Origin of the sequence: Mesorhizobium qingshengii (assembly GCF_900103325.1) — a bacterium.
Classification (GTDB): domain Bacteria; phylum Pseudomonadota; class Alphaproteobacteria; order Rhizobiales; family Rhizobiaceae; genus Mesorhizobium; species Mesorhizobium qingshengii.
Genome location: NZ_FMXM01000002.1, coordinates 164,834 through 190,018 on the forward strand (window position 1 = coordinate 164,834; position 25,185 = coordinate 190,018).

Consider the following 25,185-nt stretch of genomic DNA (forward strand, 5'->3'; position numbering starts at 1 on the left):
ACCCTGCGGCGTGGCTTTCGCGTCACTCATATCCCCGTGCATGGTAAACGGCGTCTCAACATCGACCATGTTCAAGGCAAATTTCTTCATGATTTCAGCACCCAAACAGATCGTTCCAGAAAACGAACCCCATGAAGCACAGCACCAGAAGCAACCCGGCCCGATAGGCCATTTCCATCATCCGGTCAGACACCGGACGACGGATGATGGCCTCCACCCCGTAGAACAACAGATGGCCGCCGTCGAGGGGGGGAATCGGCAAAAGGTTTAGAATACCTATCCCGACAGACAGCAGCGCAACGAGTTGCACAAGCCATTCGAAACCCAGTTTTGCCGCCTTGCCGGCCATGTCGGCGATCTTCACCGGGCCGCCCAGTTGGCATTTGTCCTCGCGCCCGACGACGAAGCGCTGCAGGAACTGGCCGGTGCGCTGGATGATGTGTCCGGTTTCCTCGACCGCCGCGGTCAGCGCGCCGGCGGGGCTGTAGGTGACGAGGCGCGGCTGGCCGAGTTCCTTGTTGTTGACGACGCCGATCACGGCCACCTTGACCTTGTTGCCGAGCGCGTCCTCCTGCTCCATCAGCCGCGGCGTCGCGGTCACGGTGACTTCGTTGCCGTCGCGCAGCATGACGAAGGTGATGGTGTCGCCCGCCCGGCCCGAAACCAGGCGCTGGACGTCGCCAAAGGTTTCAACCTTGCCGCCGTCGACGCTGACGAATCGGTCACCTGGCAGGATACCTGCCTTCGCCGCCGGGCTGTCGACGGTCACCTCTGCCACCATCGGTTCCGAGACATAGCGCCCATAGGCGGCAAACAGCACGGCAAAGACGGTGATCGTCAGCAGGAAATTGAACAGCGGACCGGCCACCACCGTCGCCGCGCGCTTCCAGATCGGTTGCGTATGGAAGGCGACCTTGCGCTCTTCCTCGGTCAGCGTTTCGAGCTCTTCCGAAGAAGGCTGGCTCGAGGTGGCGTTCATGTCGCCAACGAATTTGACATAGCCGCCAAGCGGTATCGCGCATAGTTTCCAGCGCGTGCCGTGGCTGTCGTTGAAGCCGAAGAGTTCCGGGCCGAAGCCGATCGAGAAGGCCCTGACCCCAATGCCGCACCAGCGGCCGACGAGGTAGTGGCCCATTTCATGGACGAACACCACCACCGTCAGCACGAACAGGAAAGGCACGAGCGTGCCGAGAAAGAAGCCTTCCGTGCTGAAGATCGCGTGAAGAATCTCGTTCAAGTCATGCCCTCAAATTCTTCCGCGGCGCAGGTAGCGCCGTGACTGTGACATCAATCCGGGCGAATCCAAGGCGTTGCGCGCATCGGATCGCGAAATGACACTGCTCAAATGGGAAACAGCCCCTGCGCCGGATGATCGGCGGTCGCCGAAATCCAGCCGATGACGTATAGGGCGAAAGCCGCCGCGACAAGCCCGTCGACACGATCCATGACGCCGCCATGGCCCGGGATGAGCGTACCCGAATCCTTGCGGCCATGACGGCGCTTGACCCAGGATTCAAACAGGTCGCCGGCCTGGGCGACAATCGAAAGCGCGAGCGCCACCAGGCCGAGCAGCGCCAGATTGCCGATACCGGCGGCGGCGGCCAGGATGAGCCCCGCGACGATGCCCCCGACAGCGCCGCCAAGCGCCCCGCTGCGTGTCTTGCCCGGCGAGATCGACGGCGCCAGTTTCGGACCGCCAACGGCGCGACCGACAAAATAGGCAAAGATATCGGTGGCCCAGACGACCGCGAACAGAAACAGGATGGCAACGAGGCCTGAACGGTCGCCGTCGCGCAGCAAAGCGAGCGACAGTCCGGAAACGGTGGCATAGGCAAGGCCGGCCGCGTCCCATTGTCCGGCCTTGCGAATCGAGGCGGCCATCGCCGTTGCGGCAACCACGATCACGACGAGAGGCAGCAGCCAGGACGCGGCAAGGCCGGCAATCAAGGCGCCAATGAACACAACAAGCAGTGCTTCGGGCAGGAAACCCAGGCCCGTTCCCTCGGTTGGACGCGACATGCGCGTCCATTCATAAAAGATCACCGCAGACATCACGGCGCAGAGCAATCGGAAGGGCAGCCCCCCGAGCCACGTCAAGCCAAGGGTGATGATGGCAAGCACGATTGCCGAAATGACGCGAAGCTGAAGATTGCTCATCTCGCGGCCGGTCGCGAAGCGACGCCCTGCGGGCCGAGTCCGCCAAAACGGCGTTCGCGGCCGGCAAACTCGCGCAAGGCCTCGGCAAGGTGCTCGCGGCTGAAGTCAGGCCAGTAGCAAGGCAGGAAGACGAGTTCACTATAGGCAGCCTGCCACAGAAGGAAGTTCGACAGCCGGAGTTCGCCGCTGGTGCGTATGACCAGTTCCGGGTCGGGAATGCCTTGTGTATCGAGACAGCCAGCAAAGCTTTCGGCGGTGATCGCCTCGCTGTCGAGTTCGCCACGCGCCACGGCTGAAGCCAGCTTGCGCGCCGTGCGAACGATCTCGTCGCGTCCACCGTAGTTGAAGGCGATTACCAGCGTCAGCGCTTCATTTCCGGCGGTCAGCGATTCGGCTTCATCAAGCAGCCCCCTGATGTCGGGCTGCAGCCCTGCCCTGTCGCCGATGATCCTGACCCGCACACCGCTCTGGTGCAACTCGGCGAGATCGCGGCGAATGAAAAGCTTCAGGAGGCCCATCAGGTCGCTGACTTCGGACTTTGGTCGCGACCAGTTCTCCGACGAGAAGGCATAGACGGTCAGGTAGGAGATGCCGAGACCAGGTGCCGCACGCACCGTCTTGCGCAGCGCCTCGACACCGGCACGATGACCAGCAAGCCGCGGCATGCCGCGCGCCTTGGCCCAGCGTCCGTTTCCGTCCATGATGATCGCGACATGCGCGGGCGTTGCCATATTCTCGCTTTCGAGCCAGCCGCTGCCGACCGACCCTAAACCTGCATGATTTCAGCTTCCTTATCGGAAAGCAGGTGATCGATGGTGCTGATTGTCTCGTCAGTCAGTTTCTGGACCTGGTCGGAGCGCTTGCGCTGGTCGTCCTCGCTGATGTCGCCGTCCTTCTCCGCCTTCTTCAGGAAGTCCATGCCGTCGCGACGCACATGGCGTGCGGCGACACGGGCATTCTCGGCGTAGGTGTGCGAGATCTTGACCAGTTCCTTTCGGCGCTGTTCGTTGAGTTCGGGCAGCGGTATTCTGAGATTGGTGCCGTCGACGATCGGGTTGAAGCCCAGATTGGATTCGCGGATGGCACGGTCGACCGCACCGACCATCGACTTGTCCCAGACCGACACCGAAATCATGCGCGGCTCCGGCACCGAAACGTTGGCCACCTGGTTGATCGGCATGGTGGTGCCGTAGGCCTGTACCTGGATCGCGTCGAGCAGGTTGCTGGAGGCGCGACCGGTCCGCAGCGAAGCTAGATCATGCTTGAACGCGGCGATTGCCCCATCCATGCGCCGCTTGAGATCTTCGTACTCACCACTCATCCTAGTCTCCTCGACCCGTCTGACGCGGGTTCACTGCTTCGGGGCAAGGCCCCGTGTTCGAGCCTGATTTTCGAAGCCGGTTTCCCTTTTTTCGGGATCCGGCCCCGGATCAATCGTCCGCCACAACCGTGCAGCGGCCGCCGCCCCTCAGAATATCGCCAAAACCACCCTTTTCGTGGATCGAATAGACGATTATCGGAATGTTGTTTTCCCGCGCAAGTGCAATCGCTGCCGTATCCATGATGGAGAGGCCGCGTTTTATGACTTCGCCATGGCTGATGCGCTCGAAACGCGTCGCATTCGGGTCCTTCTTCGGGTCGGCCGAGTAGACACCGTCGACCTGGGTGCCCTTGAACAGCGCGTCGGCGCCGATTTCGGCCGCGCGAAGTGCCGCCGCCGAATCAGTGGTGAAGAACGGATTGCCGGTGCCGCCGGCAAAGATCACCACCTTGCCCTGGTTCATGTAGGCGGTCGCCTGGCGTTGCGAAAAGCTCTCGCAGAGCTCGGGCATGGCGATCGCGGAAAGCACCACGGCGTCGACGCCGATCTTGTTCAGCGACGTGCGCAGCGCCAGCGAATTGATGACCGTGGCAAGCATGCCCATGTGGTCGCCGGTGACGCGATCGCCGCCCTTGGAGGCCACGGCCACGCCGCGAAAGATGTTGCCGCCGCCGATGACGACGCCGACCTCGATGCCCAAGGCGCGAGCCTCGGCGATATCGCCGGCAATGCGATCGACGACGGATACGTCGATGCCGAAATGCTGTTCGCCCATCAATGCTTCGCCCGACGCTTTCAGCAAGACACGTCGGTAGAGGGGCTTCACCGTCATCTGGGCCTCGTCATTTTTGCGTATGGCGCGTTCAGGGTGGCTACCCTCGCGCAGGCGCCGCCCCGACAATGGCGCGATGCCGTTTTCCGATACACGAAGGGCGCCGTGATGTCACGCGGCGCCCGAGCCGGAAACTGGAGATCTGGACGCTAAAGCAATCGTCAGCTGACGCCGGCAAAAGTGCCTTTCATGAGCCCGGGGAGTAGCCTGTTGGCTTGTCGAGCTCCCGCGCGAAGTCGCAATCGATGAGCCGAAACATTCCTCTATTTCCCGCCGGGCGGCGATGGCGCCGAAGCTCAGGACCTTCATCGATACCGCGCAAGAAATCGGCCGGGCACCCTTGCGGACGCCCGGCCGAAAAATTTCGTCAGAAGGATAGATTGCCCGAAGGCAACCTTACTTCTTCACCGCCGCCGCGACTTCCGCCGCGAAATCGGTCTCTTCCTTCTCGATGCCCTCGCCGAGCGCAAAGCGCAGGTATGCGGTAATTTTAGCCGGCGCGCCGATGTCCTTCTCGGCATCCTTCAGCGCCTTCTCGACGGTGATGTCGGGATTGAGCACGAAAGCCTGCTTCAGGAGTACGACTTCCTCGTAGAACTTGCGCAGACGGCCTTCGACCATCTTCTCGATGATCGCTTCCGGCTTGCCGGACTGACGCGCCTGATCGGAAAAGATAGCCTTCTCGCGCTCGATAGCCGCAGGGTCGAGTTCTTCCGTGGTCAACGCCATCGGGCTGGTGGCGGCGACATGCATGGCGACTTGGCGCGCAAAGGCGTTGGCCGCATGCGCGTCGCCAGTCGTCTCGATCGCGACCAGCACGCCGAGCTTGCCGAGGCCGTCGGCAACCGCGTTATGAACGTAGGTCGCGACTACGCCATGCGGAACGGTGAGCTTGGCCGAACGGCGGAAGCCCATGTTTTCGCCGATGGTGCCGACAGCGTCCTTGATGGTGTCGGCGACCGACTTGTCCGAACCTGGATATTTGGCTGCCGCGACCGCTTCGGTCTTGCCGCCATAGGCGAGCGCGACCTTGGCCACATTGGCAACGATCTCCTGGAACGCGGCATTGCGCGCAACGAAGTCGGTCTCGGAATTGACTTCGACGATGGCAGCCTCGCGCACACCTGAATCGACGCCGATCAGGCCCTCGGCCGCGGTGCGACCAGCCTTCTTGTCGGCCTTCGAAATGCCCTTCTTGCGCAGCCAGTCGACGGCCTCTTCCATATTGCCGTTGGTCTCGTTCAGTGCCGCCTTGCAATCCATCATGCCCGCGCCGGTCAAGTCGCGGAGTTCTTTGACCTGTGCAGCCGAAATGCTCATTGTCGCCTCTTTGTTTTAAATGCACCGACGCACCATCGGTACTCGATGATGCGTCTGTTTAGCGTGCCAAAATATGAGAAAGATGAAGGCCGCAACCGGCCTTCGATTATCAAGCTTCGGGGACTTCCGGCGCCGGGGCCGGATCGAGCGCCGGCTCGACCGGAGCTTCGACCGAGGCGCCGATATCGATACCGAGTGCGCCCTGCTGACGGGCGATGCCGTCGATCGCAGCCTTGGCGATCAGGTCGCAGTAGAGCTGGATGGCGCGGGCCGCGTCGTCATTGCCGGGGATCGGGAAATCGATCTTGTCCGGATCGCAGTTCGAGTCGATGATGGCGACGACCGGAATGCCGAGACGCTTGGCCTCGAGGATCGCGATCGCTTCCTTGTTGGTGTCGATCACGAACATCAGGTCGGGCGTCGAGCCCATGTCCTTGATGCCGCCGAGCGCCTTGTCGAGCTTCTCGCGCTCGCGATCGAGGTTCAGGCGCTCCTTCTTGGTCAGGCCCTGTGCCTCACCGGCCAGCATCTCGTCGAGCTTGCGCAGGCGCTGGATCGAGTTCGAGATCGTCTTCCAGTTGGTCAGCATGCCGCCAAGCCAGCGGGAGTTGACATAGTACTGGGCCGAACGCTGCGCGGCATCGGCGACAATGTCGGATGCCTGGCGCTTGGTGCCGACGAACAGCACGCGGCCGCCCTTGGCGACAGTGTCGGAAACCTGCTTCAGCGCCTGGTGCAGCAAAGGCACCGTCTGCGAGAGGTCGATGATGTGGATGTTGTTGCGAGCGCCATAGATGTAGGGCGCCATCTTCGGGTTCCAGCGGTGGGTCTGGTGGCCGAAGTGAATGCCAGCTTCCAAAAGCTGGCGCATGCTGAAATCAGGCAGAGCCATTCTTATTTCCTTTCCGGTTAGCCTCCACGGACACAGGCATTCTTGGACAAAGCCCTCGAACGCCACCGGAGGTTTCAGCCGGATTTCTCCCGGGCAGACACCAAAGTCCGTGTGTGGAATGAGCGCGCATATAGAGGGGATGCGCGACAAACGCAAGTCGGGTGGCTTCTGTGATCCAGCGTGCGACGATGCGCGCCCTGCCGTCAGCGCTTTACCTTGCCGTTCGGCACCCTCACCCGCCTGAAGATCGCGACGATCTCCTCGCGGCTGCATTCGATGGCGCCGAGCCGCACCGCACGGTCGCGCTCGAAGCCGGTTATGTCATAATGCGGCGCCGATGTCTTGGGTGGTCCCTGGTAGGATGAGCGCTTGATGCCAAGCTCTGCGGCGAAGCGATGCAACTCGTCAGTATCGTCGGCCAGCAGATGGCACCAGCGATGACCAACCCATTTCCAGATCGCCGCGTCGACATAGACCGCCATGAGGCTCGCCGCATTCCTTCATTTCGCCGGTCGAAAACCCGTCTAGCGATGATAGAAGGGATTCGGATAGAAAATGAAGCCGCGGCCGGCCTCGGCTTCGACCGCCGTGCTGGTCACTGTTTCCTGCATACGCCGGTGCAACTCGGCAACCGCGTCCTCGACCGAGCCGACATAGGCATGCAGGCCGAGTGGATCGGGCACCCGGATATGGGCGCAGCGCGGCCCGACCGGCTGCGGAATGAACCGATTCATCGTGTCGCGCAGTCCGCCCCGGCAATAGTCGTTGCGAATCCGCTTCAGATGCTCGGCGATCTCCTCCTGGGTGATGCGCGGATTGGCCGAGGCCCAAGACCCGACGCGTTGCAGTCTCAGGATCGTGTCGGCGAGCGCCCGGACCTGCTTCTGCCTTTCGACATCGCCGGCGTTTTCGCGCTGCCAGCGGCGCGACCGCCGCAGAAGCTCGGTGATGGCGGTGTTGGCAGCGTCGAATGAGATGGTTTCTCCAAGCCGGCGGCCCAGTTCGATCAAAAACACCCGCTGGCGCTCGGCATAGGGTGAGTTTTCGTCGGATGGCATGGCCCAGGCGGCCTCATCGCGGGCGAGCAGTATCGAATAGATATGATGGATGCGCTGCGGCAGGGTGTCGGCGGGGTTGCGCTCGATTTTCAGATTTCGCTCGACATAGGCGCACTCCTTGGCCAGCGCCCGCTCCACATTCCCGGTGAAGGCGAGTTTCCAGACGACCGGTGCGATCCAGACCTTGAAATTCGGATCAGCCGCCCGCCCCTGCTTGAGGGCTTCGAGCCCCATCTCCACGGCACCCGGCAGCAACGGCGCAACGACATTGCCGTGCCAGCCGACGCCGCCTTCGGGATGCAGGAGCACGCCATGTCCTTTCACGGCCCAAGCCACCGAGTGTTCCCTGGCGGCGGCGCTGTTACCCGGTATCTGGGCGATCAGATTGTTGGCCAGCCAGAATTTCTGCATCATCCGGCCGAGACCGTTGACGACACCGTTCGTCGCCCAGGACGCCGCGAGCGGGCTGACCTGCGACACGATCTCCTTGTCGATCATCCAGTCGGTGAAGAACTCGGGATGAATGGGCGTGATGAAGGTGGCCTTGCCTGTACCGCAACTGGCCCGCAGCCGCTGAAGGTCGGCATCGGGAAAATCGATGTGACGGACGTTGGCGACGCCTCGCAACCCGGCCAGGCGGTTGAACGGCAAGATATCGCGAAAGCCCGGTATGCCCCGCAGCATGACGATCCGGTTGACCAACGTCATGATGTTGATCAGCGCCGGATTGGGCCTCGGCGCCACGAAAACATCGATCCTTCTCAAGCTGCTCCCCCGCAAAATCCGAAAGAGAAGGTGAGAAGCAATTGCGGCGCGTTCAAGTCCTTGACCGCGCGGGCGCCGTGTCGAGGTTAATCAAAAGCGGCAGCCACGGCACTATTTCGTCGGGCAGGCTTTCGACTGGTCGAACAATGAAAGATTGACCAGCTTTCCCGTCATCGAGAAGTCGCCATAGTCCATGACGAGGTCGCGGGTGATGCCATTCTCATGCAGTTTGAAGCTGATCCGGTATTCGGGCACCTCTTCGCCTGACTTGTCGGTACCGTCGAAATAGGCGATGTCGACCGGCCAGTATTTGTCGGTGGCGAGCTTCGCCAGCGCCGGGGCCTCCGGGTCGGCCTTGTCGGCATCGGTTTTCTTGCCGACCACGACAGTGGTGGTCATCACCTTGTTGGCGTCTTCGGAGCCGTCGAACAGGTTGGTTTCATAGAAGCTTTCCCCCTTCTCGGCCTTGCCGATCAGTTCGACCAGATGCTGCGTCGGAAACTGGGTCGCGGCCAGCTCAAGGCTGTTCTTTTCGGGCTTGTCGATATCGACCTTGAGCCCCTTTGTCTCTTTCGTGGCGATGCCCTTGACCTCCTTGTCGAGGTTCTGGTCGACGAAGGATTTCGTCACGAACGAGAATGTCTTGCCTTCCGCATCTTCGAAAGTGGTCGTCTGCTGGTCCGTCAGCCTCGTGTTGTCGGCGGTGACGATCTGGGTGACGAAGCGGAATTTCACCGTATAGCCTTCGCAAGCCGAGCCGTTGAACTCATAGACCATGCGGCCGGATATGCCTGTTATCCCAGAGCGATCGGAAGCCTTGTTGAGCGTGAGGTCGTAGACAGCGCGATGTGCCTGCAGCGCCGGCACGGCAAAAGCAGGCCCCATCGAGAAGACCGCCGACAACAGAACGGCAGGGAATACAAGGCGCGTTGCGCGCATGAGGTGCTCCGATCGTCGCGGCTGATGGCAGGCCGCAGGGAAAGATGGTCCAGCTTAAAAAAAGTCGTGGCGGAAGCGAGGCAAAAATAGCAATTTCGGCCCGGCCAGCGCGGCGCCTTCCAGCAATAGGGAAAACCAATGAGTGAAACAATCGAAAAGCGGCTAAGCGATCTGGGCGTGACACTTCCTGTCGCCGCCGCGCCCGCCGCCAACTACGTGCCCTATTGCACAACCGGCAACCTGCTGTTCACCGCCGGGCAGTTGCCGCTCAAGGACGGCAAGCTGCAGGCGAGCGGCCTGCTTGGCCGTGATGTCGACACCGCGGCCGGCAAGGACGCGGCAAAGTACTGCGCGATCAACATCCTGGCGCAGGCCAAGGCCGCACTCGGCGACCTCGAGAAAATTCGCCGCCTTGTGAAGATCACCGTCTTCGTCGCCTCCACGCCGGATTTTGTCGAGCAGCATCTGGTTGCCAATGGCGCCTCCGATTTCCTGGTCGCGGCACTTGGCGAGCGCGGCAAGCATGCCCGCTCCGCCGTCGGCACCGCCTCCCTGCCGCTTAATGCCGCAGTGGAAATCGAGGCGATCTTCGAAGTCGAATGAGCCAGGGGACAACCATGACCGACCTATCCTGGCTGACCGCCCGGCCCGTCGCCCATCGCGGCTTCCACGACATGAACAAGACGCGATGGGAAAACACGCTTTCCGCTTTCGCCGCGGCGGCCGAGCGCGGCTATGCCATCGAATGCGACGTGCATCTGTCGTCTGACGGCGTTCCCGTCATCATCCATGATGGCGACTTGCAAAGGCTGACCGGACAGGACGGCTTCGTCTGGCAGCGCACCGCGGCGGAGATGGCCGCGCTGAAGGTCGGCGGCACGGCTGACCATGTGCCGACGCTGCAGGAAGCGCTCGACCTGGTTGATGGCCGCGTACCGATGGTGGTGGAGCTGAAAGGGGTTCCCGGCCGCGACGAGGGCCTCGTGGCGCGTGTCGGCAAGATACTGAAGCGCTACAAGGGTAAAGCGGCGATCATGTCGTTCGATCATTGGCTGATCCGCGATTTTTCCAAACATGCGCCGGGCATTCCGGCCGGATTGACCGCCTACGGCAAGGAAAACCAGCTGATCGAGGCGCATTTCGCCATGCTGGCGCACGAGATCGCCTTCACTTCCTATGCCGCCGGTGATCTGCCGAACCGGTTCGTCAGCTTTGTGCGTGAAAAGCTCGGCATGCCAGTCATCACCTGGACCGTGCACGACCAGCCGGCTGTGGACCTGACCTTCAAATACGCCGACCAGATGACGTTCGAGGGATTCGAGCCCGATCTTGTCAATGCTGCCTGAGGTCGGGTTGCCTGAAACGTGACTTGTACCAAGCCGGGCGGAGCTTAAATAAGTCTCATGGATCAGGGCGACGACGGCGACGGGCAGACATCCAATGCGGACTATTCGATCCGCGTCGCCGCGGGCATCGGCGCGTTCACCTGCGAGGAATGGAACAGCTTCGGCGGCACCACGCGCGGCGACACGGAAAACGGTTACAACCCGCTTGTTTCATTCGCTTTTCTGAGCGCACTCGAAGAGTCGGGTTGCGCCGTGCGGCGCACCGGCTGGCAAGGTCATCACCTGAGGCTGGAGAACGCGCAAGGCAGGTTGCTCGGTGCGGTCCCGTGCTATCTCAAGTCGCACAGCCAGGGCGAATATGTGTTCGATCATGGCTGGTCGGATGCCTTCGAGCGCGCCGGCGGTCGCTACTACCCCAAACTGCAATGCTCGGTGCCGTTCACGCCGGTCACCGGCCCTCGCCTGCTGGTCACCAGGGGCGAGGATATCGGCACCGTCAAGGCCGGGCTGGCTGCCGGGTTGAAGGCGGTCACGGACAAGCTTGGCGTCTCGTCCGCGCATGTCACCTTCGCGCAGGAGAGCGACGTGGAGGTGCTGGAAGCGGCAGGTTTCCTGCATCGCACCGACCAGCAGTTCCACTTCTTCAACGAAGGCTTTTCAACCTATGACGATTTCCTCGCCACCCTTGCCTCGCGCAAGCGCAAGGCGATGAAGAAGGAAAGGCGCGAGGCGCTTGCAGACGGGATCTCGATCGACTGGCTGACGGGCAAGGGCCTCACCGAAAAGGCCTGGGACGACTTCTTCGCCTTCTACATGGACACCGGCAGCCGCAAATGGGGCCGGCCCTATCTCAACCGCCAGTTCTTCTCGCTGATCGGCGAACGCATGGCCGACGACATTCTGCTGGTCATGGCCAGGCGCAACGGGCGCTATGTTGCCGGCGCCATCAATTTCATCGGCTCCGACGCCCTCTATGGCCGCAACTGGGGCTGCATCGAGGACCACCCCTTCCTGCATTTTGAGGTCTGCTACCATCAGGCGATCGACTTCGCCATCGCGCGCAAGCTGAAGGTGGTCGAGGCGGGCGCGCAGGGCGAACACAAGCTGGCGCGCGGCTACCGGCCGGTGACCATGCATTCCGCGCACTACATCGCCCATCCCGGCTTGCGCAACGCCGTTGCCGACTATCTCAAGCGCGAACGGCGCGAGGTGGAACGGATGGGCGAATATCTGGGAGAGCACACCCCGTTTCGCAAAGATCTGGAGGAATAACAGGCCTTTCGGCGTGACCACCGCCGCTGTTTACCGTCCAGCCGGAATCCGCTAAGCCAAGCTCGGGCATGGGTGCTCAGGCACCCACGGGGGAAGCATGCAGGGTTTGGCATCTCTGGGTGTCGGGCAATGGCTCGGTGCGGCGGGACTCGTGGCCGCGTCGTTGCTGGTTGCCTGGCTGGAAGGCAAGCGCTCGGCATGGCCTCTGGGCTTTGCAACCTTCTTTCTTCTCTTTGGCCTCGCGCATCTCGTTTTTCCAGGCAACATCGTCGCCTTGTGGGCTGCGTTGATGCTGACCGCGGCGATCGGCATCGTTTCCAAACTGAAATATCATCACCTCGGTTTCAATTTCCTGGCCGGCGATATCTGTCATCTCGCGGCAAGCAGTTTTCGAACTGTTCTGACCGACCACGCGCGCATGGCAATTCCCGCCCTCGCCGGCATGATCGCTATCCTCGCACTGATCATTATTCTGGCGTTGACGTTTGCAGAGCCGGCAATGCCGTTGCCACAGCGACTTGCGTTGTTCGGAGCGACGGCAATTGTATATCTGTGCGTTTTCTGGGTGAGTGGAGGGCTGAAGCGGTTTCGCTTCCACCACCTGACCGACGACCGGGTTCATCTCTCCGCCTTTGTCGCCTCATGGTTCGGTGCGGGTCCGTCGCGGCGGCCAGGCTTTGTCGACATCGATCCGGACCCGCTGCCGCTCTTGCCGCCAGTGCCGGCAAGACGGTCGGCGTATGAGAAACCGCCGCATATCGTCATGATCATGCATGAATCGACATTTGACCCGCGGCGGCTCGGCATACCGGTCAGTCAGGCATTCGAGCCGTTCTTCACACCGCCGGACAGCCTCTGTGGAACGCTGCATGTCGACGTCTTTGGCGGCAGCACCCTGCAGACGGAGTTTTCGGTGCTGACGGGCCTCTCCTCGCTGTCGTTCGGCAACGACAGCCGTTTCGTCTTCCATCTTCTAAGCGGGCGCGTGCGGCATGCGCTTCCCTCCGTCCTCACCGGCATCGGCTACGGTGTGTCGCATATCAGCTGCGACCGGCCTTCCTTCGTCAGCTGCGGCCGGTTCTACAAGTCGATCGGCTTCAATGATGTCAGCTATGCCGAAACCTTGCCGCCCCCGTTCGATGCCGAACGCTGGAAGCGGGAAAATCATGACGAGCAACTCTATGACCATGGGCTCGACCAGCTTTCGCGTCGCTTGGCGGACGGCAGGCCCTGCTTTCTTTCGATAACGACACTGATGAACCACGGCGACCACCGCCGCCGCATCTTCCCGGTCGACCGCCATGCTGAACTGCGCCGCGAAGCCGTCGCCGCGACCGGCGTCGCATCTTATGGCGAATATGTCGTGCGGTTGGCCGAGAGCGTCGCGGCTTATGCGTCCTTTCGCAAACGGCTCGAAGCCCTGCTGGACGGCCAACCAGCCATCATCATTCGCTACGGCGACCACCAGCCGTCGTTCACCACATCGCTTACTGGCTTGCCGCCTTCCGACCTGGCCTTGCGCGAGACATTTTACGCGCTCGAGCCCATCAACGGCGAACTGCCGGACGATCTCCCTGCTCCGCCGGTTCTCGATTCCGCCTTCCTGTCGACGCTGACCTTGCTGGCCGCCGGCCTGCCGCTCGATCCGGTGTTCGCCACGCGAGCCGCCTTGTTGAACGACTGTGCCGCCCCTTACTTCGAAAGCACATCGCCGCGCAAAAGGCGTTTCCACCGCACGCTTGTCGATGCCGGCATGGTCGACCTCTCCTGATTGCCTTGCCGCCCACGGGAGGCTTCGGCTACACCGGGCGAACCACAATCCGGAGCATTCGCCATGGCCGAAACCGCCTATGACACCGACAACATCTTCGCCAAGATCCTGCGTGGCGAAATCCCTTCGCACCGCGTCTACGAGGACGAGGCGGTGGTGGCGTTCATGGACGTGATGCCGCAAGGGCCGGGCCATACGCTCGTGGTGCCGAAGGCGCCGTCGCGCAATCTGCTCGACGCCGACCCGTCAACATTCGGTCCGCTTTTCACGGTGGTCCAGAAAGTGGCGTTGGCGGTGAAGGGAGCCTTCGGCGCCGACGGCGTGACCATCCTGCAGTTCAATGAGCCGGCCTCGGGGCAGACCGTCTATCATCTGCACGTGCATGTCATCCCGCGCTTCGACGGTATCCCGCTGAAGCCGCACACAGGCGGGATGGAGAAGCCCGAAGTGCTGGCGCAGAATGCGGAAAAGATACGGGCAGCGCTGTAAAACTGAAACAATTTCAACCGATTGCAGTTCCAGCCAATTGCTCGATAGCGCTTGGCCGAGCGATGCCTTGCTCCAACCGCAGGCGTATAAAATCCGCGCACTGCTCGGAATTCACGAGCGAGGTGTCGACTTCAAGATCATAGACGCCCGGTCGGTGTACCTCTTCCTGCCACAGGCGCACAGGCAATGGCACGGGGTCGCGGGGCGTGCCGGTGACATATCCCTTGCCTGTCGCGCTGGCGGCTCGCCTTTCCATGATGATCTCAATCGGGCAGCGAACGCCGACAAACAGCACCGGCAGGCCAATGAGCCGGCGCGCGCAATCGGCAAGGCAGCCGAGGGGCCTCGAATAGGCATCGTGGTGGCCGACATCCACCACGACATTCAGCCCCAGCCGGCTGTGGGCGGCGATCGATTCGTACAGAGCTGCGTAGAACCCAGGCACAAGGCTTTCGAGGTCCGGACGCTCGCCACCCGGCCGCAGCCCGATTCCAGGTCGGGACCGCAGTGGCATGACTTGCTCGTAGACGTCGACGCCGAGATTCATCCAGACGCCTTCGAAATTCTCCTGGATGGCTTGAACAATGCTCGATTTTCCTGATCGCGGCGCACCGTTCAGAATGATGATCTGGCCGCCCATCCGTCACCTCGTCGTTCCCAACAAAAAAGCCCCGTTTCCGGGGCTTTTTCGACTTTCGTCAGGGTCAGTTCTTTCGTGGCAGTTGCGGCACGAGGCTACGCTTGCCGCCGTCCTTGCCCTTGGGCTCCGGCTTCTGCGCCACCAACTTCTTCGCCGCGGGCTTTTTCGCCACGGCCTTGCGCGGCTTGGGAGCATCCTCCGGCTCTTCCTTCTTCGGCTTGACCGGTGCCTCGTCGGCGAGCGAGTCGAGCTTCAGGCCGGTCTCGCCGGTTTCTTTCTTCTCGACGGTGACGCGCACCGTGCCGCCCTTCTTGAGTTTGCCGAACAGCACCTCGTCAGCCAGCGGCTTCTTGATGTGCTCCTGGATGACCCGGCCGAGCGGCCGCGCCCCCATGCGCTCGTCATAGCCCTTGTCGGCCAACCAGGCGATCGCCTCCGGCGACAGGTCGAAGGTGACGCCACGCTCCGACAGCTGCGCCTCGAGCTGCATGACGAACTTCTGCACCACCTGATGGATGACCGGCACCGGCAGCGAGCCGAACGGGATGATCGCATCGAGCCGGTTGCGGAACTCCGGCGTGAACAGCCGGTTGATCGCCTCGACATCGTCGCCTTCGCGCTTGGTCGAACCGAAGCCGATCGCCGCGCGCTGCGCATCGGACGCGCCCGCATTGGTGGTCATGATCAGGATCACATTGCGGAAGTCGATCTGCTTGCCGTTGTGGTCGGTCAGTTTGCCGTGGTCCATCACCTGCAACAGAATGTTGAACAGGTCCGGATGAGCCTTCTCGACTTCGTCCAGCAACAGCACGCAGTGCGGATGCTGGTCGACGCCATCGGTCAAAAGACCGCCCTGATCGAAGCCAACATAGCCGGGAGGCGCGCCGATCAGCCGCGATACGGTGTGGCGTTCCATGTATTCCGACATGTCGAAGCGGATCAGTTCGACGCCGAGCGATGCGGCCAATTGCTTGGCCACTTCGGTCTTGCCGACGCCGGTTGGCCCCGAGAACAGGTAGGAGCCGATCGGCTTTTCCGGCTCGCGCAGGCCGGCACGCGCCAGCTTGATGGCCGACGTCAGCGCGGTGATCGCGGTGTCCTGACCATAGACGACGCGCTTCAGCTCGATGTCGAGGCCTTGCAGCACCTTCTCGTCGTCGGCCGAAACCGTCTTCGGCGGGATACGGGCCATGGTGGCGATCGTCGCTTCGATCTCCTTGATGCCGATGGTCTTCTTGCGCTTGGCCTCGGGCACCAGCATCTGCGAGGCGCCGGTCTCGTCGATTACGTCGATCGCCTTGTCCGGCAGCTTGCGGTCGTTGATATAGCGAGCCGACAGTTCCACCGAGGCCTTGATCGCCTCGTTGGTGAACTTCACCTTGTGGAACTCCTCATAGTAGGGCTTCAGACCCTTCATGATCTCGATGGCGTCCTCGATGGTCGGCTCGTTGACATCGATCTTCTGGAAGCGCCGCACCAGGGCGCGGTCCTTCTCGAAGAATTGGCGGAACTCCTTGTAGGTGGTCGAGCCGATGCAGCGGATCGCACCCGATGACAGCGCCGGCTTCAGCAGGTTGGATGCGTCCATGGCACCGCCCGATGTCGCCCCGGCCCCGATCACCGTATGGATCTCGTCGATGAACAGCACGGCACCTGGATAGTCCTCAAGTTCCTTGACGACCTGCTTCAGCCGTTCCTCGAAATCGCCGCGATAGCGCGTACCGGCCAACAGCGTGCCCATGTCGAGCGCGAAGATGGTGGCGTTGTGCAGCACTTCGGGGACGTCGCCCTCGACGATGCGCTTGGCAAGGCCCTCGGCGATCGCCGTCTTGCCGACGCCGGGATCACCGACATAGAGCGGGTTGTTCTTGGAACGGCGGCACAGCACCTGGATCGTGCGGTTGATCTCGGACTCGCGGCCGATCAGCGGATCGATCTTGCCGGCCTTGGCCTTGTTGTTGAGATTGACGCAATATGCGGTCAGCGCGTCCTGCTGCTGCTTTTTCTTGCCGCCTTCCTCTTGCGGCTCGGCGCCGTTCTGGCCACCCTGTTCGTCATCGGCGCCACGTGGCGAGCGTGTCTCGGATGCACCGGGACGCTTGGCGATGCCGTGCGAGATGTAGTTGACCGCGTCATAGCGGGTCATCTGCTGTTCCTGCAGGAAATAGGCGGCATGGCTCTCGCGCTCGGCGAAGATGGCGACGAGCACGTTGGCGCCCGACACTTCCTCGCGGCCCGACGACTGCACGTGGATCACCGCGCGCTGGATGACGCGCTGGAAACCGGCTGTCGGCTTGGAATCCTCATCGTAGCCGGTGACGAGATTGTCGAGCTCGGTGTCGATATAGGTGAGAACCGTGTGCTTCAGTTCGTCGAGATCGACATTGCAGGCGCGCATGACGGCGGCCGCCTCCGTGTCGTCGATGAGCGCGAGCAGCAGATGTTCAAGGGTTGCGTATTCATGGTGCCGCTCATTGGCGAGCGTCAGCGCCTGGTGAAGCGCCTTTTCCAGGCCTTGGGAGAAAGCCGGCATGTTACCTCACTTCTTCTCCATCACGCATTGCAGCGGATGCTGATTCTGTCGGGCGAAATCCATGACCTGGGACACTTTGGTCTCGGCCACCTCGAATGTATAGACCCCGCACTCGCCCACTCCATGATTGTGAACATGAAGCATGATGCGTGTGGCGGCTTCGCGATCCTTCTGGAAAAAACGTTCCAGCACGTGAACCACGAACTCCATGGGCGTGTAGTCGTCGTTGAGGATGAGGACCCGATAAAGGCTGGGCTTCTTGGTTTTGGTTTTGGTGCGCGTAATGACGGCCGTCCCACGGCCGGCCTCATTGCCGTCGCCGTCGCCGTTTTGCATTCGCACCACTCGTCTCGTGGCAGTCAAACCGATAGTCACGTATTCCTGCCTCTTTCGAATCCTCATGCGAGTTCGACATGTAGGTGTTCGATGGACGATTTTAAGCCCTTCTGTTTAGCTGACAATATGGCTAGGTGGCCAACTTGGACGATTTTCGCAATCGTGAAGGGGCGCGAGGCCCCGGAGCTGAAATTGACATGAAAAAACCCGGCCACGTTTCCGCGGCCGGGCTTTTTCCCAGGCCCAAAGGGCCGGATCTGGGTCACGTCAGGCGAAATCACTTCGCCCGGGCGAATTACTTCGCCTTGGCGACGATCGATTCGAACGGCTTGTAGGCTTCCTTGGCGAGTTCGGCATAAAGGTCGCCAATCTTGGTGGCCTCGGCGACGAACGCCTCGTAGGACTGCTTGGCATAGTCGGACTGGATCTCGATCGCCTTTTCCAGCGACTTGGCCGAAAGGATCTTCTCGACCACGGCGCTGCCGGCTTCGAAGCTCTTCTTGGTGTATTCGCCAGCCTCGGTGGCGATCGCTTGGGCGCCCTTGGAGAGCGACGCGAAGCTCTTCAATCCGGTGTCGGCAAACTCTTTACCGTATTTGCTGAAGTCCTCATAGGTCTGGGTCATTTCACGCATTCCCTTGACGGTTGAAGCGTCCTTCTTCGGGGCGCCCTTTGTGCAATGCACGCCAATATATTGTGCGCCGCACAAAAGTCAATATTCCGCCAGTCTTGCGGGCCTGCCTGCGCAGGCAATGGCTAAAAATCGAATAAAGAGAGCTTCAAGCCCGAAGAAAATGGTGAACGCGGCGGTTACCATAAACGGATTGGTAACGCTGCCCCGGTAGCTTGGCCGGAAGTGAGGCAGGATCCCTTTGCCGCCTCCGAAGCAACGAGAATTCAAAGGAAGTATCAGTGCGTCAGGCGTTGTCGGGCATCGTTTCCAAATCCACCTCTTCTCTTAAAACGATCATGATCGTCGCCATGGCGATGACGTTCGTCGTTGCCGATGCCGCCTCGTCACTGGCGGCAAGGTCCGCCGCCATTGTCGTCGACGCCAAGACCGGCAAGGTGCTCTACTCGGCGGATGCCGATGGCAGGCGCTATCCGGCCTCGCTCACCAAGATGATGACGCTCTACCTGACCTTCGAGGCGCTGGCGAAGGGCAAGATCAGCCGGAATTCACCGGTCGTGTTTTCGGCCCATGCTGCCGCCGAGGCGCCGACCAAACTCGGCGTGAAGGCTGGCGGCTCGGTCACCGTCGACACCGCGATCCTGTCGATAGTCACCAAGTCGGCGAACGACTCGGCGACGGCGCTCGGCGAAATGCTCGGCGGCAACGAAACCAATTTCGCCCGCATGATGACCGCCAAGGCGCGGCAACTGGGCATGAACGGCACCGTGTTCCGCAATGCCAACGGCTTGCCTGACCCCGGCCAGTTCACGACGGCACGCGACATGGCGACGCTCGGCATCGCGCTCAGGGAGCATTTCCCGCAGTATTACGCGTACTTCTCGCAGCGGTCCTTTCTCTATGGCCGTCAGCGCATCAATGGTCACAACCGGCTGCTTGGGCGCATCAAGGGCGTCGACGGCATCAAGACCGGTTATACCCGCGCCTCCGGCTTCAATCTGGTCTCGTCGGTTTCCGACGGCAATCGCCGCCTTGTCGCCGTGGTCATGGGTGGCACCTCCGGCGGCAGTCGCGACAACCAGATGGCGTCCCTGATCAACACCTATTTGCCGAGAGCCTCGACGCGTGGCGGCGGTGCCCTGGTCGCCCAGGCTGACAGCGGCAACCCGATCAAGGCACTTGCCAAGGTGCTGCTGCCCAAGCACGACGCGCCGACGCCGGACGACAAGCCGGTGGCTGTAGCCAGCGCCGATGCAGCCGTCACCGACGACTCGACCGTTGCCGAGGACAATTCCGACGACAATGCCGCGGTTGAAGAAACCAAACCGATTGTTCCGGCAAAGAAGGTGAAGACAGTCATCGTCTCCGCCCCTCAGGTCGCCACGGCCCAGGTCGTGGCCGCCTATGCCGAGCCGGCGCCGGCTGTCGACCCGGTCAATACGGCTTCGGTGCCGTCGGGATGGGCCATCCAGGTCGCCTCGTCGCCAAAACAGTCCGAAGCCCAGGCCTTCCTCGACAAGACCTCCAAGCAGGCACCCAAGGTGCTGGCCGATGCTTCCGGCTTCACCGTCGCCTTCGACAAGGACGGCGTCACCTATTACCGCGCCCGCTTCGGTGGCTTTGGCTCGAAGACCGCCGCCTGGAAGGCCTGTACCGCTTTGAAGAAGAAGAACATCGAGTGCTACGCCGTCCAGCAGTAGGGCGGCGTCGAACAATCTCCCGGAAAAGAGTTCTGCGTCGAAGGAGACTAGTTGTGATTAGAGAGCAAGACGTCCTTGGCTTCGTTGATCCGCGCCGCCAGGAAAGACGTGCCGCCGATATCGGGGTGCAGGCGCTGCATCAGGCGGCGGTGCGCCTTGCGGACATCCGCCGCGGCGGCCCCCGCTTCAAGACCAAGGACCTTGTAGGCCTCCTCCTTAGTCATGGCGCCCGAACCTGGCGCAACACCCAGCCCTTCGCCACCGTTCGTCTCAGCGTTTTTGCGCCAGACGGGAAATCTGCCGTCAAGATACGTCTCTAGAAGTTGCCGGCTCTCCGGATCGCCGGAGATCTCGCGGTAGAGATTCTGCAACTCCGCCAGCCCCATCGAGCCAAGCATCTTGCCTTCATGGCGTCCGGCCAGCACAAGACCCTCCAGGCCACCGGTACCGTGATCAAGCTCCATTTCGAGTGCCGCGGTGCGCACCGTCGAACGTTTGCCCGGCGCGAGCTTTGCCGTTGGCTGCTTCATCCGCATGGAGCCATACCAGGCGATTGCCGCTGACAGGATGATGCCGCCGATGCCTTCGCGCCCGACCACAACCACAGCGACACCGACCAGCCCCAGTAGGACGGGCCCGAGCGTCTTCATGCTGCTGGCCAATCTTGCCGGGTCCGCGCGGAGAAAGATCGTGGCCGCGCCCAAAAGCACCAAAAGCAGTGCTACCAGTGCGATGATTGCGCCCATCAATTCCCGCCGCCCCGCAGATGCTCGATCATCAGCCGATCTTCCGGCCTGCCCCTGGCTTCGAGCGCCTTCAGCCCACCGGCCGCGAACACAGCAACAGCCGAAAGCAGCCCAGCCAAAGTCGCGGCGGCCCGCCGATCAAATCGAAACCATGCCCCTTTGGACAGCCGTGTTATTTCCTTGAACGCTCTTTCCGCACCGGAATCATGACCTTCCTGGAAGATAAAGACGGGAACGCCGTGCAGGCCGAGTCTGCCGGCTTTCTCGGCGAGATCGTCGATGTTCTCTTCCATCGCGTCGCCGATATAGACGAGCGCATTGACCTTGGCCGCCGCCGTTTCCTTCAGCGCATGGACGAGCACCTTGCCGATCTGGGTATGGCCGGCGCGGCATTCGATCCCCGTCATCAGTTGCTTCAAGGCATTGGTGTCTACTACGAAACCGGATGACCGGCACTCGCCAAGGCCACGGAAATAGACCAGCTGAACGCTCAGGCTTCCGACCTTGCCGACAGCGTCGAACATCTCACCTTGCAGCGTGGTGGCGAGATCCCAGGTCGGCTGGCGGCTCATCGTCGCGTCAAGAGAAAGGATCAGCCTGCCCGAACCAGACGCGGCGAAGGTCCGCGCCTGACGGATGAAGGCGTCAATCTCGCCCGTGCTCGATCGAGGTTTGACCGGCGCGGGATTGGTCTTTGCAGGCACAGGCTGCTTCTTGTCGCTCATGGAATTCAAGATGTGGCGTTGCCGCACCGCTTGCAAGTCCCACATCAAAACGACAGGAAGGGCCAGGATCGCATATGATCGCCGAAAAGCAGCTCCGTTTTGCTCCGCCTACAGCAAGCCGAGGTCGGCAAGCTCGCGCCTGAGTTTCGGCGGCATCTCGATCAGCCCAGCCTTGCCCTTGCCAAGATCGAGCGGTGCGTCCGATGCTTTCAGATAGCGCCAGCCCTGAAAGGCCCGGCGCGGCTGCCAGTCCGTGCGCACGACTTGCGGATCCAGCATCAGATGACAGCGGCCGATACCTTCGTCGTCGATGAACGGCCGGATCTCGGTGATCAACTGGCGGCATTGCACATTGCCCTTGATCACCCAGTAGAGCGAACCGCCATCGGTAATCTCGGCGCCACGCGTCGGCACCATGCGCGTGGTGTGCCAGTGTTCCGCCGGCTCCCCGGCGCGTCGCCGCTCGTCGAGGCGAAAGGCGATCCACTCTTCGAGATCCTCGACGCTGTCGCAGCCGACACAGAGTTTTAGAATGTTGAGAGCCATTCGCTAAGGTTTAGTCCGGGACGCCGACGCGTCAACGGCCTGACGGACTTCTCCACAGTGCCAATCCACGGATACCAAGCCCGTCAGAGGACTCTCAGCATTCCACAACGTTGACGGCGAGCCCGCCAAGGCTGGTTTCCTTGTACTTCTCGTTCATGTCGAGGCCGGTCTGGCGCATCGTTTCGATTGCCGCGTCGAGCGGCACGAAATGGACGCCGTCACCCTTGATGGCCAGTGACGCGGCCGTCACCGCCTTGACCGCGCCCAGCGCATTGCGCTCGATGCACGGCACCTGGACAAGCCCGCCGACCGGATCGCATGTCATGCCGAGATGATGTTCCAGCGCGATCTCGGCGGCGTTCTCCACCTGTTCGGGCGTGCCGCCCATGACGGCGCACAGGCCGGCCGCGGCCATCGCCGACGCGGACCCGACCTCGCCCTGGCAGCCGACCTCGGCGCCCGAGATCGAGGCATTGGTCTTGATGATGCCGCCGACGGCCGCCGCCGTCAGCAGGAAGTCGCGGATACTCGGCTGGTCGGCCTCGGGATGGAAATGCAGCCAGTAGCGCAGAACCGCCGGCAGCGTGCCGGCGGCACCGTTGGTCGGCGCGGTGACGACGCGTCCGCCGGCTGCGTTCTCCTCATTCACGGCCATCGCGTAAATCGACAGCCAGTCATTGGCGAGCAAGGGATTGGGTTTGTTTTGCTGCCACTGCTCCTGCAGCTTGTCGTGCAGCATTCTTGCGCGCCGACGCACCTTCAGCCCGCCCGGCATGATGCCGTCCTGCGAAAGGCCGCGTTCGATGCAGCCCTTCATGGCGCTCCAGATGCCGTCGAGGCCGGCATCGAGCTCCTCGCGCGACATCTGTGTCTCCTCGTTGAAGCGCTTCATGTCGGCGATGGAGAGACCGCTTTTGCCGGCCATCGCCAGCATCTCGACGGCATTCTTGAAGGGATAAGGCACTTTCTTGCCTTCGGTCGTCACCGACCCCTTGGCCTTCATCCGCTGCAATTCTTCTTCAGAAACCACGAAGCCACCGCCGATCGAATAGTAGATGCGCTTGAGCAACAGGCGGTCGCCGGCGTCATAGGCATAGAACGCCATGCCGTTGGCATGGCCGGTGAGCGGCGTCTTGCGGTCCAGCACCAGATCGGTGGCCGGGTCGAAACGGTAGGAAGGGTGGCCGGGTGGGGAAATGCGCTTCTCGGCGGTGATGCGGCCGGCAATGCCGTCGGCCTGATCGGGATCGACAGTCTGCGGCGTCAGGCCGGCAAGACCGAGAATGACGGCGCGGTCACTGCCGTGGCCGATACCGGTGTAGGCGAGCGAGCCATGCAAACTGGCGGCGAGACGGTCGACCTTCACGCCGGCCGGACGCGGCCAGTCATTTCCAGCGACTTCGTCGAGAAACCGCGCCGCGGCCGTCATCGGCCCCATCGTGTGCGAGCTCGATGGACCGATGCCGATCTTGAACAGGTCGAAAACCGAAAGGAACACGTTGTCTCCTGGAGTCACGTCGAGGACTACATATAGGAATTCCCACGATGTTTCCGCTCTTTTGGAAATCGCGGCGCAGCACCTGCCGACCTTGTTTGCTCCGGCAGCGACATTGGCTGTCGATCTCTATGTGCCGGTCATCGAAGCGATTGCGCTGAATGTGATAAATTCAGCCCATGGGCGATTCCCTCAACCTTTCGACTGCCGATCTCGCGGCGCTGGCTTTCTTCCTCGTTGTGTGGGTGCTGCACACGCTTGCCTCCGACGGCAAGCTGGTTAGCCGCGTATCGCTGACAACGGCGATGAATGCGCAGCGCGAAGCCTGGATGCGCACCATGGCCGAGCGTGAGATCCGCATCGTCGACACCGCCATCATGAGCGGCCTGCAGCAAGGGACCGCGTTCTTCGCCTCCAGCTCGCTGATCGCGCTCGGCGGTTGCTTTGCCTTGCTCGGTGCGTCCGACCGGGTTCTCGAGGTGCTCAGCACCCTCCCCCTGGGCGGCGCGCCATCGCGCGCGGCCTTTCAGATAAAGGTGTTCGGACTGGTGCTGATCCTTGCGTTTTCCTTCTTCAAATTCGGCTGGGCCTACCGGCTGTTCAACTATTGCACGATCCTGATCGGTGCCGTGCCGATCCCGCACGGCGAAGCCTCGCGCAACCCGGTCACCGAGACGGCGGTGTGGCGTGCGGCGCAGATGAACATGCTCGCCGGCAAGCATTTCAACTCCGGCCTGCGTGGTGTGTTCTTCTCGATCGGCTATCTCGGCTGGTTCGTCGACCCGGCGGTGTTCGTGCTGTCGACGCTCCTGCTGCTGGCCGTCCTGGTGCGGCGCCAGTTCTTCTCGGCGGCGCGGCGCGCCGTGATCGGTCAGCCGCCCGGACCAGGGAAAGGCTGATCTATCCTGCCCGACAGCCAGTAGGCGAAGAGCCCGATCCATTCGCGGATCGCCGTAGTGGTTGCCTGCAGCGAATCGGCCGGGTTGTCGCGGAACAGGCCGATGCCTTCCCGTCCCGAAGTGCGATAATCGACCGGCCAGGGAAGTGTCGCAAAACCGGCCTTGTCGAACAGCGCCTTGGCGCGCGGCATATGGAAGGCCGAGGTCACCAGCAGCCAGGTCTCCCCGGCCTTCGGCGTTATCAACGCCTTGGTGAAGATGGCGTTCTCGTAGGTGTTGCGGGATTTGTTCTCCAGGATCAGCCGCTCCGAAGCCACGCCAAGAGCGCCGAGCAATCGGGGCGCCGTGTCGGCGTCGCCCTCGCCTTCCAGGAACAGTTCGCCGGTGCCGCCGGAAACGACCACCTTGGCCGTGGGAAAGCGCCGGGCGAGGATTGCCGCCTCGACCATGCGGTCGCCGCCGGCATTCAGCTCATAGCCGCCACGCGCCAGGTTGATGACGCCTTCCAGGCCACCGCCGAGCACGACGATGCCGTCAACCTTTTGCGGCAGCGGCGGGCGCGCAAAGCGCTGCTCGAGCGGACTGAGCATCATGGCGCCGAGTGACGTCCATGCCGACAGCGCGAGAACCAGAAAAGCGAGCACGCTGCCGGTGGCGGCAAGCCGCCGCCGGCCGATCATGGCGGCGATCAGCCCCGCCAGCAGCAGGAAGATCGTCAGGTTGAGCGGTTGGATGAAGAACCAGAAGATCTTGGATAGATAGAAGAACATCC

The 25,185-nt window shown here is 62.0% G+C and carries 26 protein-coding genes; 7 read left to right on the top strand and 19 right to left on the bottom strand.

Annotated features, from left to right (window positions below):
- Positions 1-94 precede the first annotated feature (94 nt).
- The 10 genes from rseP to BLS48_RS00895 all read right to left on the bottom strand — a co-directional run bounded on the left by rseP (position 95) and on the right by BLS48_RS00895 (position 9,284).
- Complete coding sequence (gene rseP, locus BLS48_RS00850) at positions 95-1,237, bottom strand: RIP metalloprotease RseP (RefSeq protein WP_091574791.1); 1,143 nt, start codon at positions 1,235-1,237, stop codon at positions 95-97.
- A 104-nt stretch (positions 1,238-1,341) separates the two neighbouring features.
- Complete coding sequence (locus BLS48_RS00855; protein ID WP_091574793.1) at positions 1,342-2,157, bottom strand: phosphatidate cytidylyltransferase; 816 nt, start codon at positions 2,155-2,157, stop codon at positions 1,342-1,344.
- On the bottom strand, positions 2,154-2,888 hold the full coding sequence (locus BLS48_RS00860; protein WP_091574796.1) for an isoprenyl transferase: 735 nt from the start codon (positions 2,886-2,888) through the stop codon (positions 2,154-2,156). Before BLS48_RS00860 ends, BLS48_RS00855 begins: the two co-directional genes overlap by 4 nt.
- Before the next feature lie 35 nt (positions 2,889-2,923).
- Positions 2,924-3,478, bottom strand: a complete 555-nt coding sequence (gene frr / locus BLS48_RS00865; protein ID WP_091574798.1) for a ribosome recycling factor — start codon at positions 3,476-3,478, stop codon at positions 2,924-2,926.
- Positions 3,479-3,587: 109 nt separating this feature from the next.
- Entirely contained in the window at positions 3,588-4,310 is a 723-nt protein-coding gene (gene pyrH / locus BLS48_RS00870; protein WP_091574801.1) for a UMP kinase, read from the bottom strand.
- Between the two features lie 396 nt (positions 4,311-4,706).
- Positions 4,707-5,630 (bottom strand): translation elongation factor Ts, encoded by a 924-nt coding sequence (gene tsf / locus BLS48_RS00875; RefSeq protein WP_091574803.1) that lies wholly within the window; start codon positions 5,628-5,630, stop codon positions 4,707-4,709.
- A 109-nt stretch (positions 5,631-5,739) separates the two neighbouring features.
- Positions 5,740-6,522, bottom strand: a complete 783-nt coding sequence (gene rpsB, locus BLS48_RS00880) for a 30S ribosomal protein S2 (protein WP_091574806.1) — start codon at positions 6,520-6,522, stop codon at positions 5,740-5,742.
- A gap of 203 nt (positions 6,523-6,725) precedes the next feature.
- Entirely contained in the window at positions 6,726-7,004 is a 279-nt protein-coding gene (locus BLS48_RS00885; RefSeq protein WP_091574809.1) for a DUF4031 domain-containing protein, read from the bottom strand.
- Between the two features lie 42 nt (positions 7,005-7,046).
- A complete protein-coding gene (locus BLS48_RS00890) occupies positions 7,047-8,345 on the bottom strand; it encodes a hypothetical protein (protein ID WP_091574812.1) in 1,299 nt (432 codons plus the stop codon).
- Between the two features lie 111 nt (positions 8,346-8,456).
- Positions 8,457-9,284, bottom strand: a complete 828-nt coding sequence (locus BLS48_RS00895) for a cell envelope integrity EipB family protein (protein WP_091574814.1) — start codon at positions 9,282-9,284, stop codon at positions 8,457-8,459.
- 138 nt (positions 9,285-9,422) lie between these two features.
- Here BLS48_RS00895 and BLS48_RS00900 point away from each other — a divergent pair, with 138 nt between their 5' ends.
- From BLS48_RS00900 to BLS48_RS00920, 5 genes are all read left to right on the top strand, one after another.
- Positions 9,423-9,887: a RidA family protein gene (locus BLS48_RS00900; RefSeq protein ID WP_091574816.1), complete on the top strand. Its 465-nt coding sequence runs from the start codon at positions 9,423-9,425 to the stop codon at positions 9,885-9,887.
- A 14-nt stretch (positions 9,888-9,901) separates the two neighbouring features.
- Positions 9,902-10,630, top strand: coding sequence for a glycerophosphodiester phosphodiesterase (locus tag BLS48_RS00905; RefSeq protein ID WP_091575606.1), 729 nt, complete (start codon positions 9,902-9,904; stop codon positions 10,628-10,630).
- Between the two features lie 57 nt (positions 10,631-10,687).
- Complete coding sequence (locus tag BLS48_RS00910) at positions 10,688-11,902, top strand: GNAT family N-acetyltransferase (RefSeq protein ID WP_091574817.1); 1,215 nt, start codon at positions 10,688-10,690, stop codon at positions 11,900-11,902.
- Between the two features lie 97 nt (positions 11,903-11,999).
- On the top strand, positions 12,000-13,673 hold the full coding sequence (locus BLS48_RS00915) for a sulfatase-like hydrolase/transferase (protein ID WP_143019371.1): 1,674 nt from the start codon (positions 12,000-12,002) through the stop codon (positions 13,671-13,673).
- A 63-nt stretch (positions 13,674-13,736) separates the two neighbouring features.
- Positions 13,737-14,162 carry an HIT family protein gene (locus tag BLS48_RS00920; RefSeq protein WP_091574820.1) on the top strand — a complete coding sequence of 142 codons (426 nt, stop codon included), beginning with the start codon at positions 13,737-13,739 and terminating at the stop codon, positions 14,160-14,162.
- A gap of 13 nt (positions 14,163-14,175) precedes the next feature.
- Here the strand turns inward: BLS48_RS00920 and BLS48_RS00925 are convergent, their stop codons facing one another.
- The 4 genes from BLS48_RS00925 to BLS48_RS00940 form a co-directional block, all read right to left on the bottom strand.
- Positions 14,176-14,802: a chloramphenicol phosphotransferase CPT family protein gene (locus BLS48_RS00925; RefSeq protein WP_091574822.1), complete on the bottom strand. Its 627-nt coding sequence runs from the start codon at positions 14,800-14,802 to the stop codon at positions 14,176-14,178.
- Positions 14,803-14,866: 64 nt separating this feature from the next.
- On the bottom strand, positions 14,867-17,335 hold the full coding sequence (gene clpA / locus BLS48_RS00930) for an ATP-dependent Clp protease ATP-binding subunit ClpA (protein WP_091574824.1): 2,469 nt from the start codon (positions 17,333-17,335) through the stop codon (positions 14,867-14,869).
- A 6-nt stretch (positions 17,336-17,341) separates the two neighbouring features.
- Entirely contained in the window at positions 17,342-17,671 is a 330-nt protein-coding gene (gene clpS, locus BLS48_RS00935; protein WP_167364898.1) for an ATP-dependent Clp protease adapter ClpS, read from the bottom strand.
- A 295-nt stretch (positions 17,672-17,966) separates the two neighbouring features.
- A complete protein-coding gene (locus BLS48_RS00940; protein ID WP_091574827.1) occupies positions 17,967-18,296 on the bottom strand; it encodes a phasin family protein in 330 nt (109 codons plus the stop codon).
- Between the two features lie 287 nt (positions 18,297-18,583).
- Between BLS48_RS00940 and BLS48_RS00945 the strand changes: the two genes are divergently transcribed.
- Positions 18,584-20,002 (top strand): D-alanyl-D-alanine carboxypeptidase, encoded by a 1,419-nt coding sequence (locus BLS48_RS00945; protein WP_091574829.1) that lies wholly within the window; start codon positions 18,584-18,586, stop codon positions 20,000-20,002.
- A gap of 47 nt (positions 20,003-20,049) precedes the next feature.
- Here BLS48_RS00945 and BLS48_RS00950 read toward each other — a convergent pair whose 3' ends face one another.
- From BLS48_RS00950 to BLS48_RS00965, 4 genes are all read right to left on the bottom strand, one after another.
- On the bottom strand, positions 20,050-20,748 hold the full coding sequence (locus BLS48_RS00950) for a DnaJ domain-containing protein (RefSeq protein WP_091574831.1): 699 nt from the start codon (positions 20,746-20,748) through the stop codon (positions 20,050-20,052).
- On the bottom strand, positions 20,748-21,473 hold the full coding sequence (locus BLS48_RS00955; protein ID WP_167364899.1) for a VWA domain-containing protein: 726 nt from the start codon (positions 21,471-21,473) through the stop codon (positions 20,748-20,750). Before BLS48_RS00955 ends, BLS48_RS00950 begins: the two co-directional genes overlap by 1 nt.
- A gap of 108 nt (positions 21,474-21,581) precedes the next feature.
- On the bottom strand, positions 21,582-22,019 hold the full coding sequence (locus tag BLS48_RS00960) for a DUF1489 family protein (RefSeq protein WP_091574835.1): 438 nt from the start codon (positions 22,017-22,019) through the stop codon (positions 21,582-21,584).
- A gap of 94 nt (positions 22,020-22,113) precedes the next feature.
- Positions 22,114-23,517 carry an L-serine ammonia-lyase gene (locus BLS48_RS00965; protein ID WP_091575608.1) on the bottom strand — a complete coding sequence of 468 codons (1,404 nt, stop codon included), beginning with the start codon at positions 23,515-23,517 and terminating at the stop codon, positions 22,114-22,116.
- 176 nt (positions 23,518-23,693) lie between these two features.
- Here BLS48_RS00965 and BLS48_RS00970 point away from each other — a divergent pair, with 176 nt between their 5' ends.
- Positions 23,694-24,413 carry a DUF599 domain-containing protein gene (locus tag BLS48_RS00970; RefSeq protein ID WP_091574838.1) on the top strand — a complete coding sequence of 240 codons (720 nt, stop codon included), beginning with the start codon at positions 23,694-23,696 and terminating at the stop codon, positions 24,411-24,413.
- Here BLS48_RS00970 and BLS48_RS00975 read toward each other — a convergent pair.
- Entirely contained in the window at positions 24,386-25,183 is a 798-nt protein-coding gene (locus BLS48_RS00975) for a YdcF family protein (protein WP_091574840.1), read from the bottom strand. The two genes, BLS48_RS00970 and BLS48_RS00975, sit on opposite strands and share 28 nt — an antisense overlap.
- Between the last annotated feature and the right edge of the window lie 2 nt (positions 25,184-25,185).

Coding starts and splice junctions, on each gene's coding strand:
- BLS48_RS00905 (WP_091575606.1), top strand. CDS start 9,902: ATGACCGACCTATCCTGGCTGACCGCCCGGCCCGTCGCCCATCGCGGC.
- clpS (WP_167364898.1), bottom strand. CDS start 17,671: ATGCAAAACGGCGACGGCGACGGCAATGAGGCCGGCCGTGGGACGGCC.
- BLS48_RS00860 (WP_091574796.1), bottom strand. CDS start 2,888: ATGGCAACGCCCGCGCATGTCGCGATCATCATGGACGGAAACGGACGC.
- BLS48_RS00970 (WP_091574838.1), top strand. CDS start 23,694: ATGGGCGATTCCCTCAACCTTTCGACTGCCGATCTCGCGGCGCTGGCT.
- BLS48_RS00920 (WP_091574820.1), top strand. CDS start 13,737: ATGGCCGAAACCGCCTATGACACCGACAACATCTTCGCCAAGATCCTG.
- BLS48_RS00855 (WP_091574793.1), bottom strand. CDS start 2,157: ATGAGCAATCTTCAGCTTCGCGTCATTTCGGCAATCGTGCTTGCCATC.
- frr (WP_091574798.1), bottom strand. CDS start 3,478: ATGAGTGGTGAGTACGAAGATCTCAAGCGGCGCATGGATGGGGCAATC.
- BLS48_RS00925 (WP_091574822.1), bottom strand. CDS start 14,802: ATGGGCGGCCAGATCATCATTCTGAACGGTGCGCCGCGATCAGGAAAA.
- clpA (WP_091574824.1), bottom strand. CDS start 17,335: ATGCCGGCTTTCTCCCAAGGCCTGGAAAAGGCGCTTCACCAGGCGCTG.
- BLS48_RS00910 (WP_091574817.1), top strand. CDS start 10,688: ATGGATCAGGGCGACGACGGCGACGGGCAGACATCCAATGCGGACTAT.
- BLS48_RS00950 (WP_091574831.1), bottom strand. CDS start 20,748: ATGGGCGCAATCATCGCACTGGTAGCACTGCTTTTGGTGCTTTTGGGC.
- BLS48_RS00900 (WP_091574816.1), top strand. CDS start 9,423: ATGAGTGAAACAATCGAAAAGCGGCTAAGCGATCTGGGCGTGACACTT.
- pyrH (WP_091574801.1), bottom strand. CDS start 4,310: ATGACGGTGAAGCCCCTCTACCGACGTGTCTTGCTGAAAGCGTCGGGC.
- BLS48_RS00940 (WP_091574827.1), bottom strand. CDS start 18,296: ATGACCCAGACCTATGAGGACTTCAGCAAATACGGTAAAGAGTTTGCC.
- BLS48_RS00895 (WP_091574814.1), bottom strand. CDS start 9,284: ATGCGCGCAACGCGCCTTGTATTCCCTGCCGTTCTGTTGTCGGCGGTC.
- BLS48_RS00885 (WP_091574809.1), bottom strand. CDS start 7,004: ATGGCGGTCTATGTCGACGCGGCGATCTGGAAATGGGTTGGTCATCGC.
- rpsB (WP_091574806.1), bottom strand. CDS start 6,522: ATGGCTCTGCCTGATTTCAGCATGCGCCAGCTTTTGGAAGCTGGCATT.
- BLS48_RS00955 (WP_167364899.1), bottom strand. CDS start 21,473: ATGAGCGACAAGAAGCAGCCTGTGCCTGCAAAGACCAATCCCGCGCCG.
- BLS48_RS00915 (WP_143019371.1), top strand. CDS start 12,000: ATGCAGGGTTTGGCATCTCTGGGTGTCGGGCAATGGCTCGGTGCGGCG.
- tsf (WP_091574803.1), bottom strand. CDS start 5,630: ATGAGCATTTCGGCTGCACAGGTCAAAGAACTCCGCGACTTGACCGGC.
- BLS48_RS00975 (WP_091574840.1), bottom strand. CDS start 25,183: ATGTTCTTCTATCTATCCAAGATCTTCTGGTTCTTCATCCAACCGCTC.
- BLS48_RS00960 (WP_091574835.1), bottom strand. CDS start 22,019: ATGGCTCTCAACATTCTAAAACTCTGTGTCGGCTGCGACAGCGTCGAG.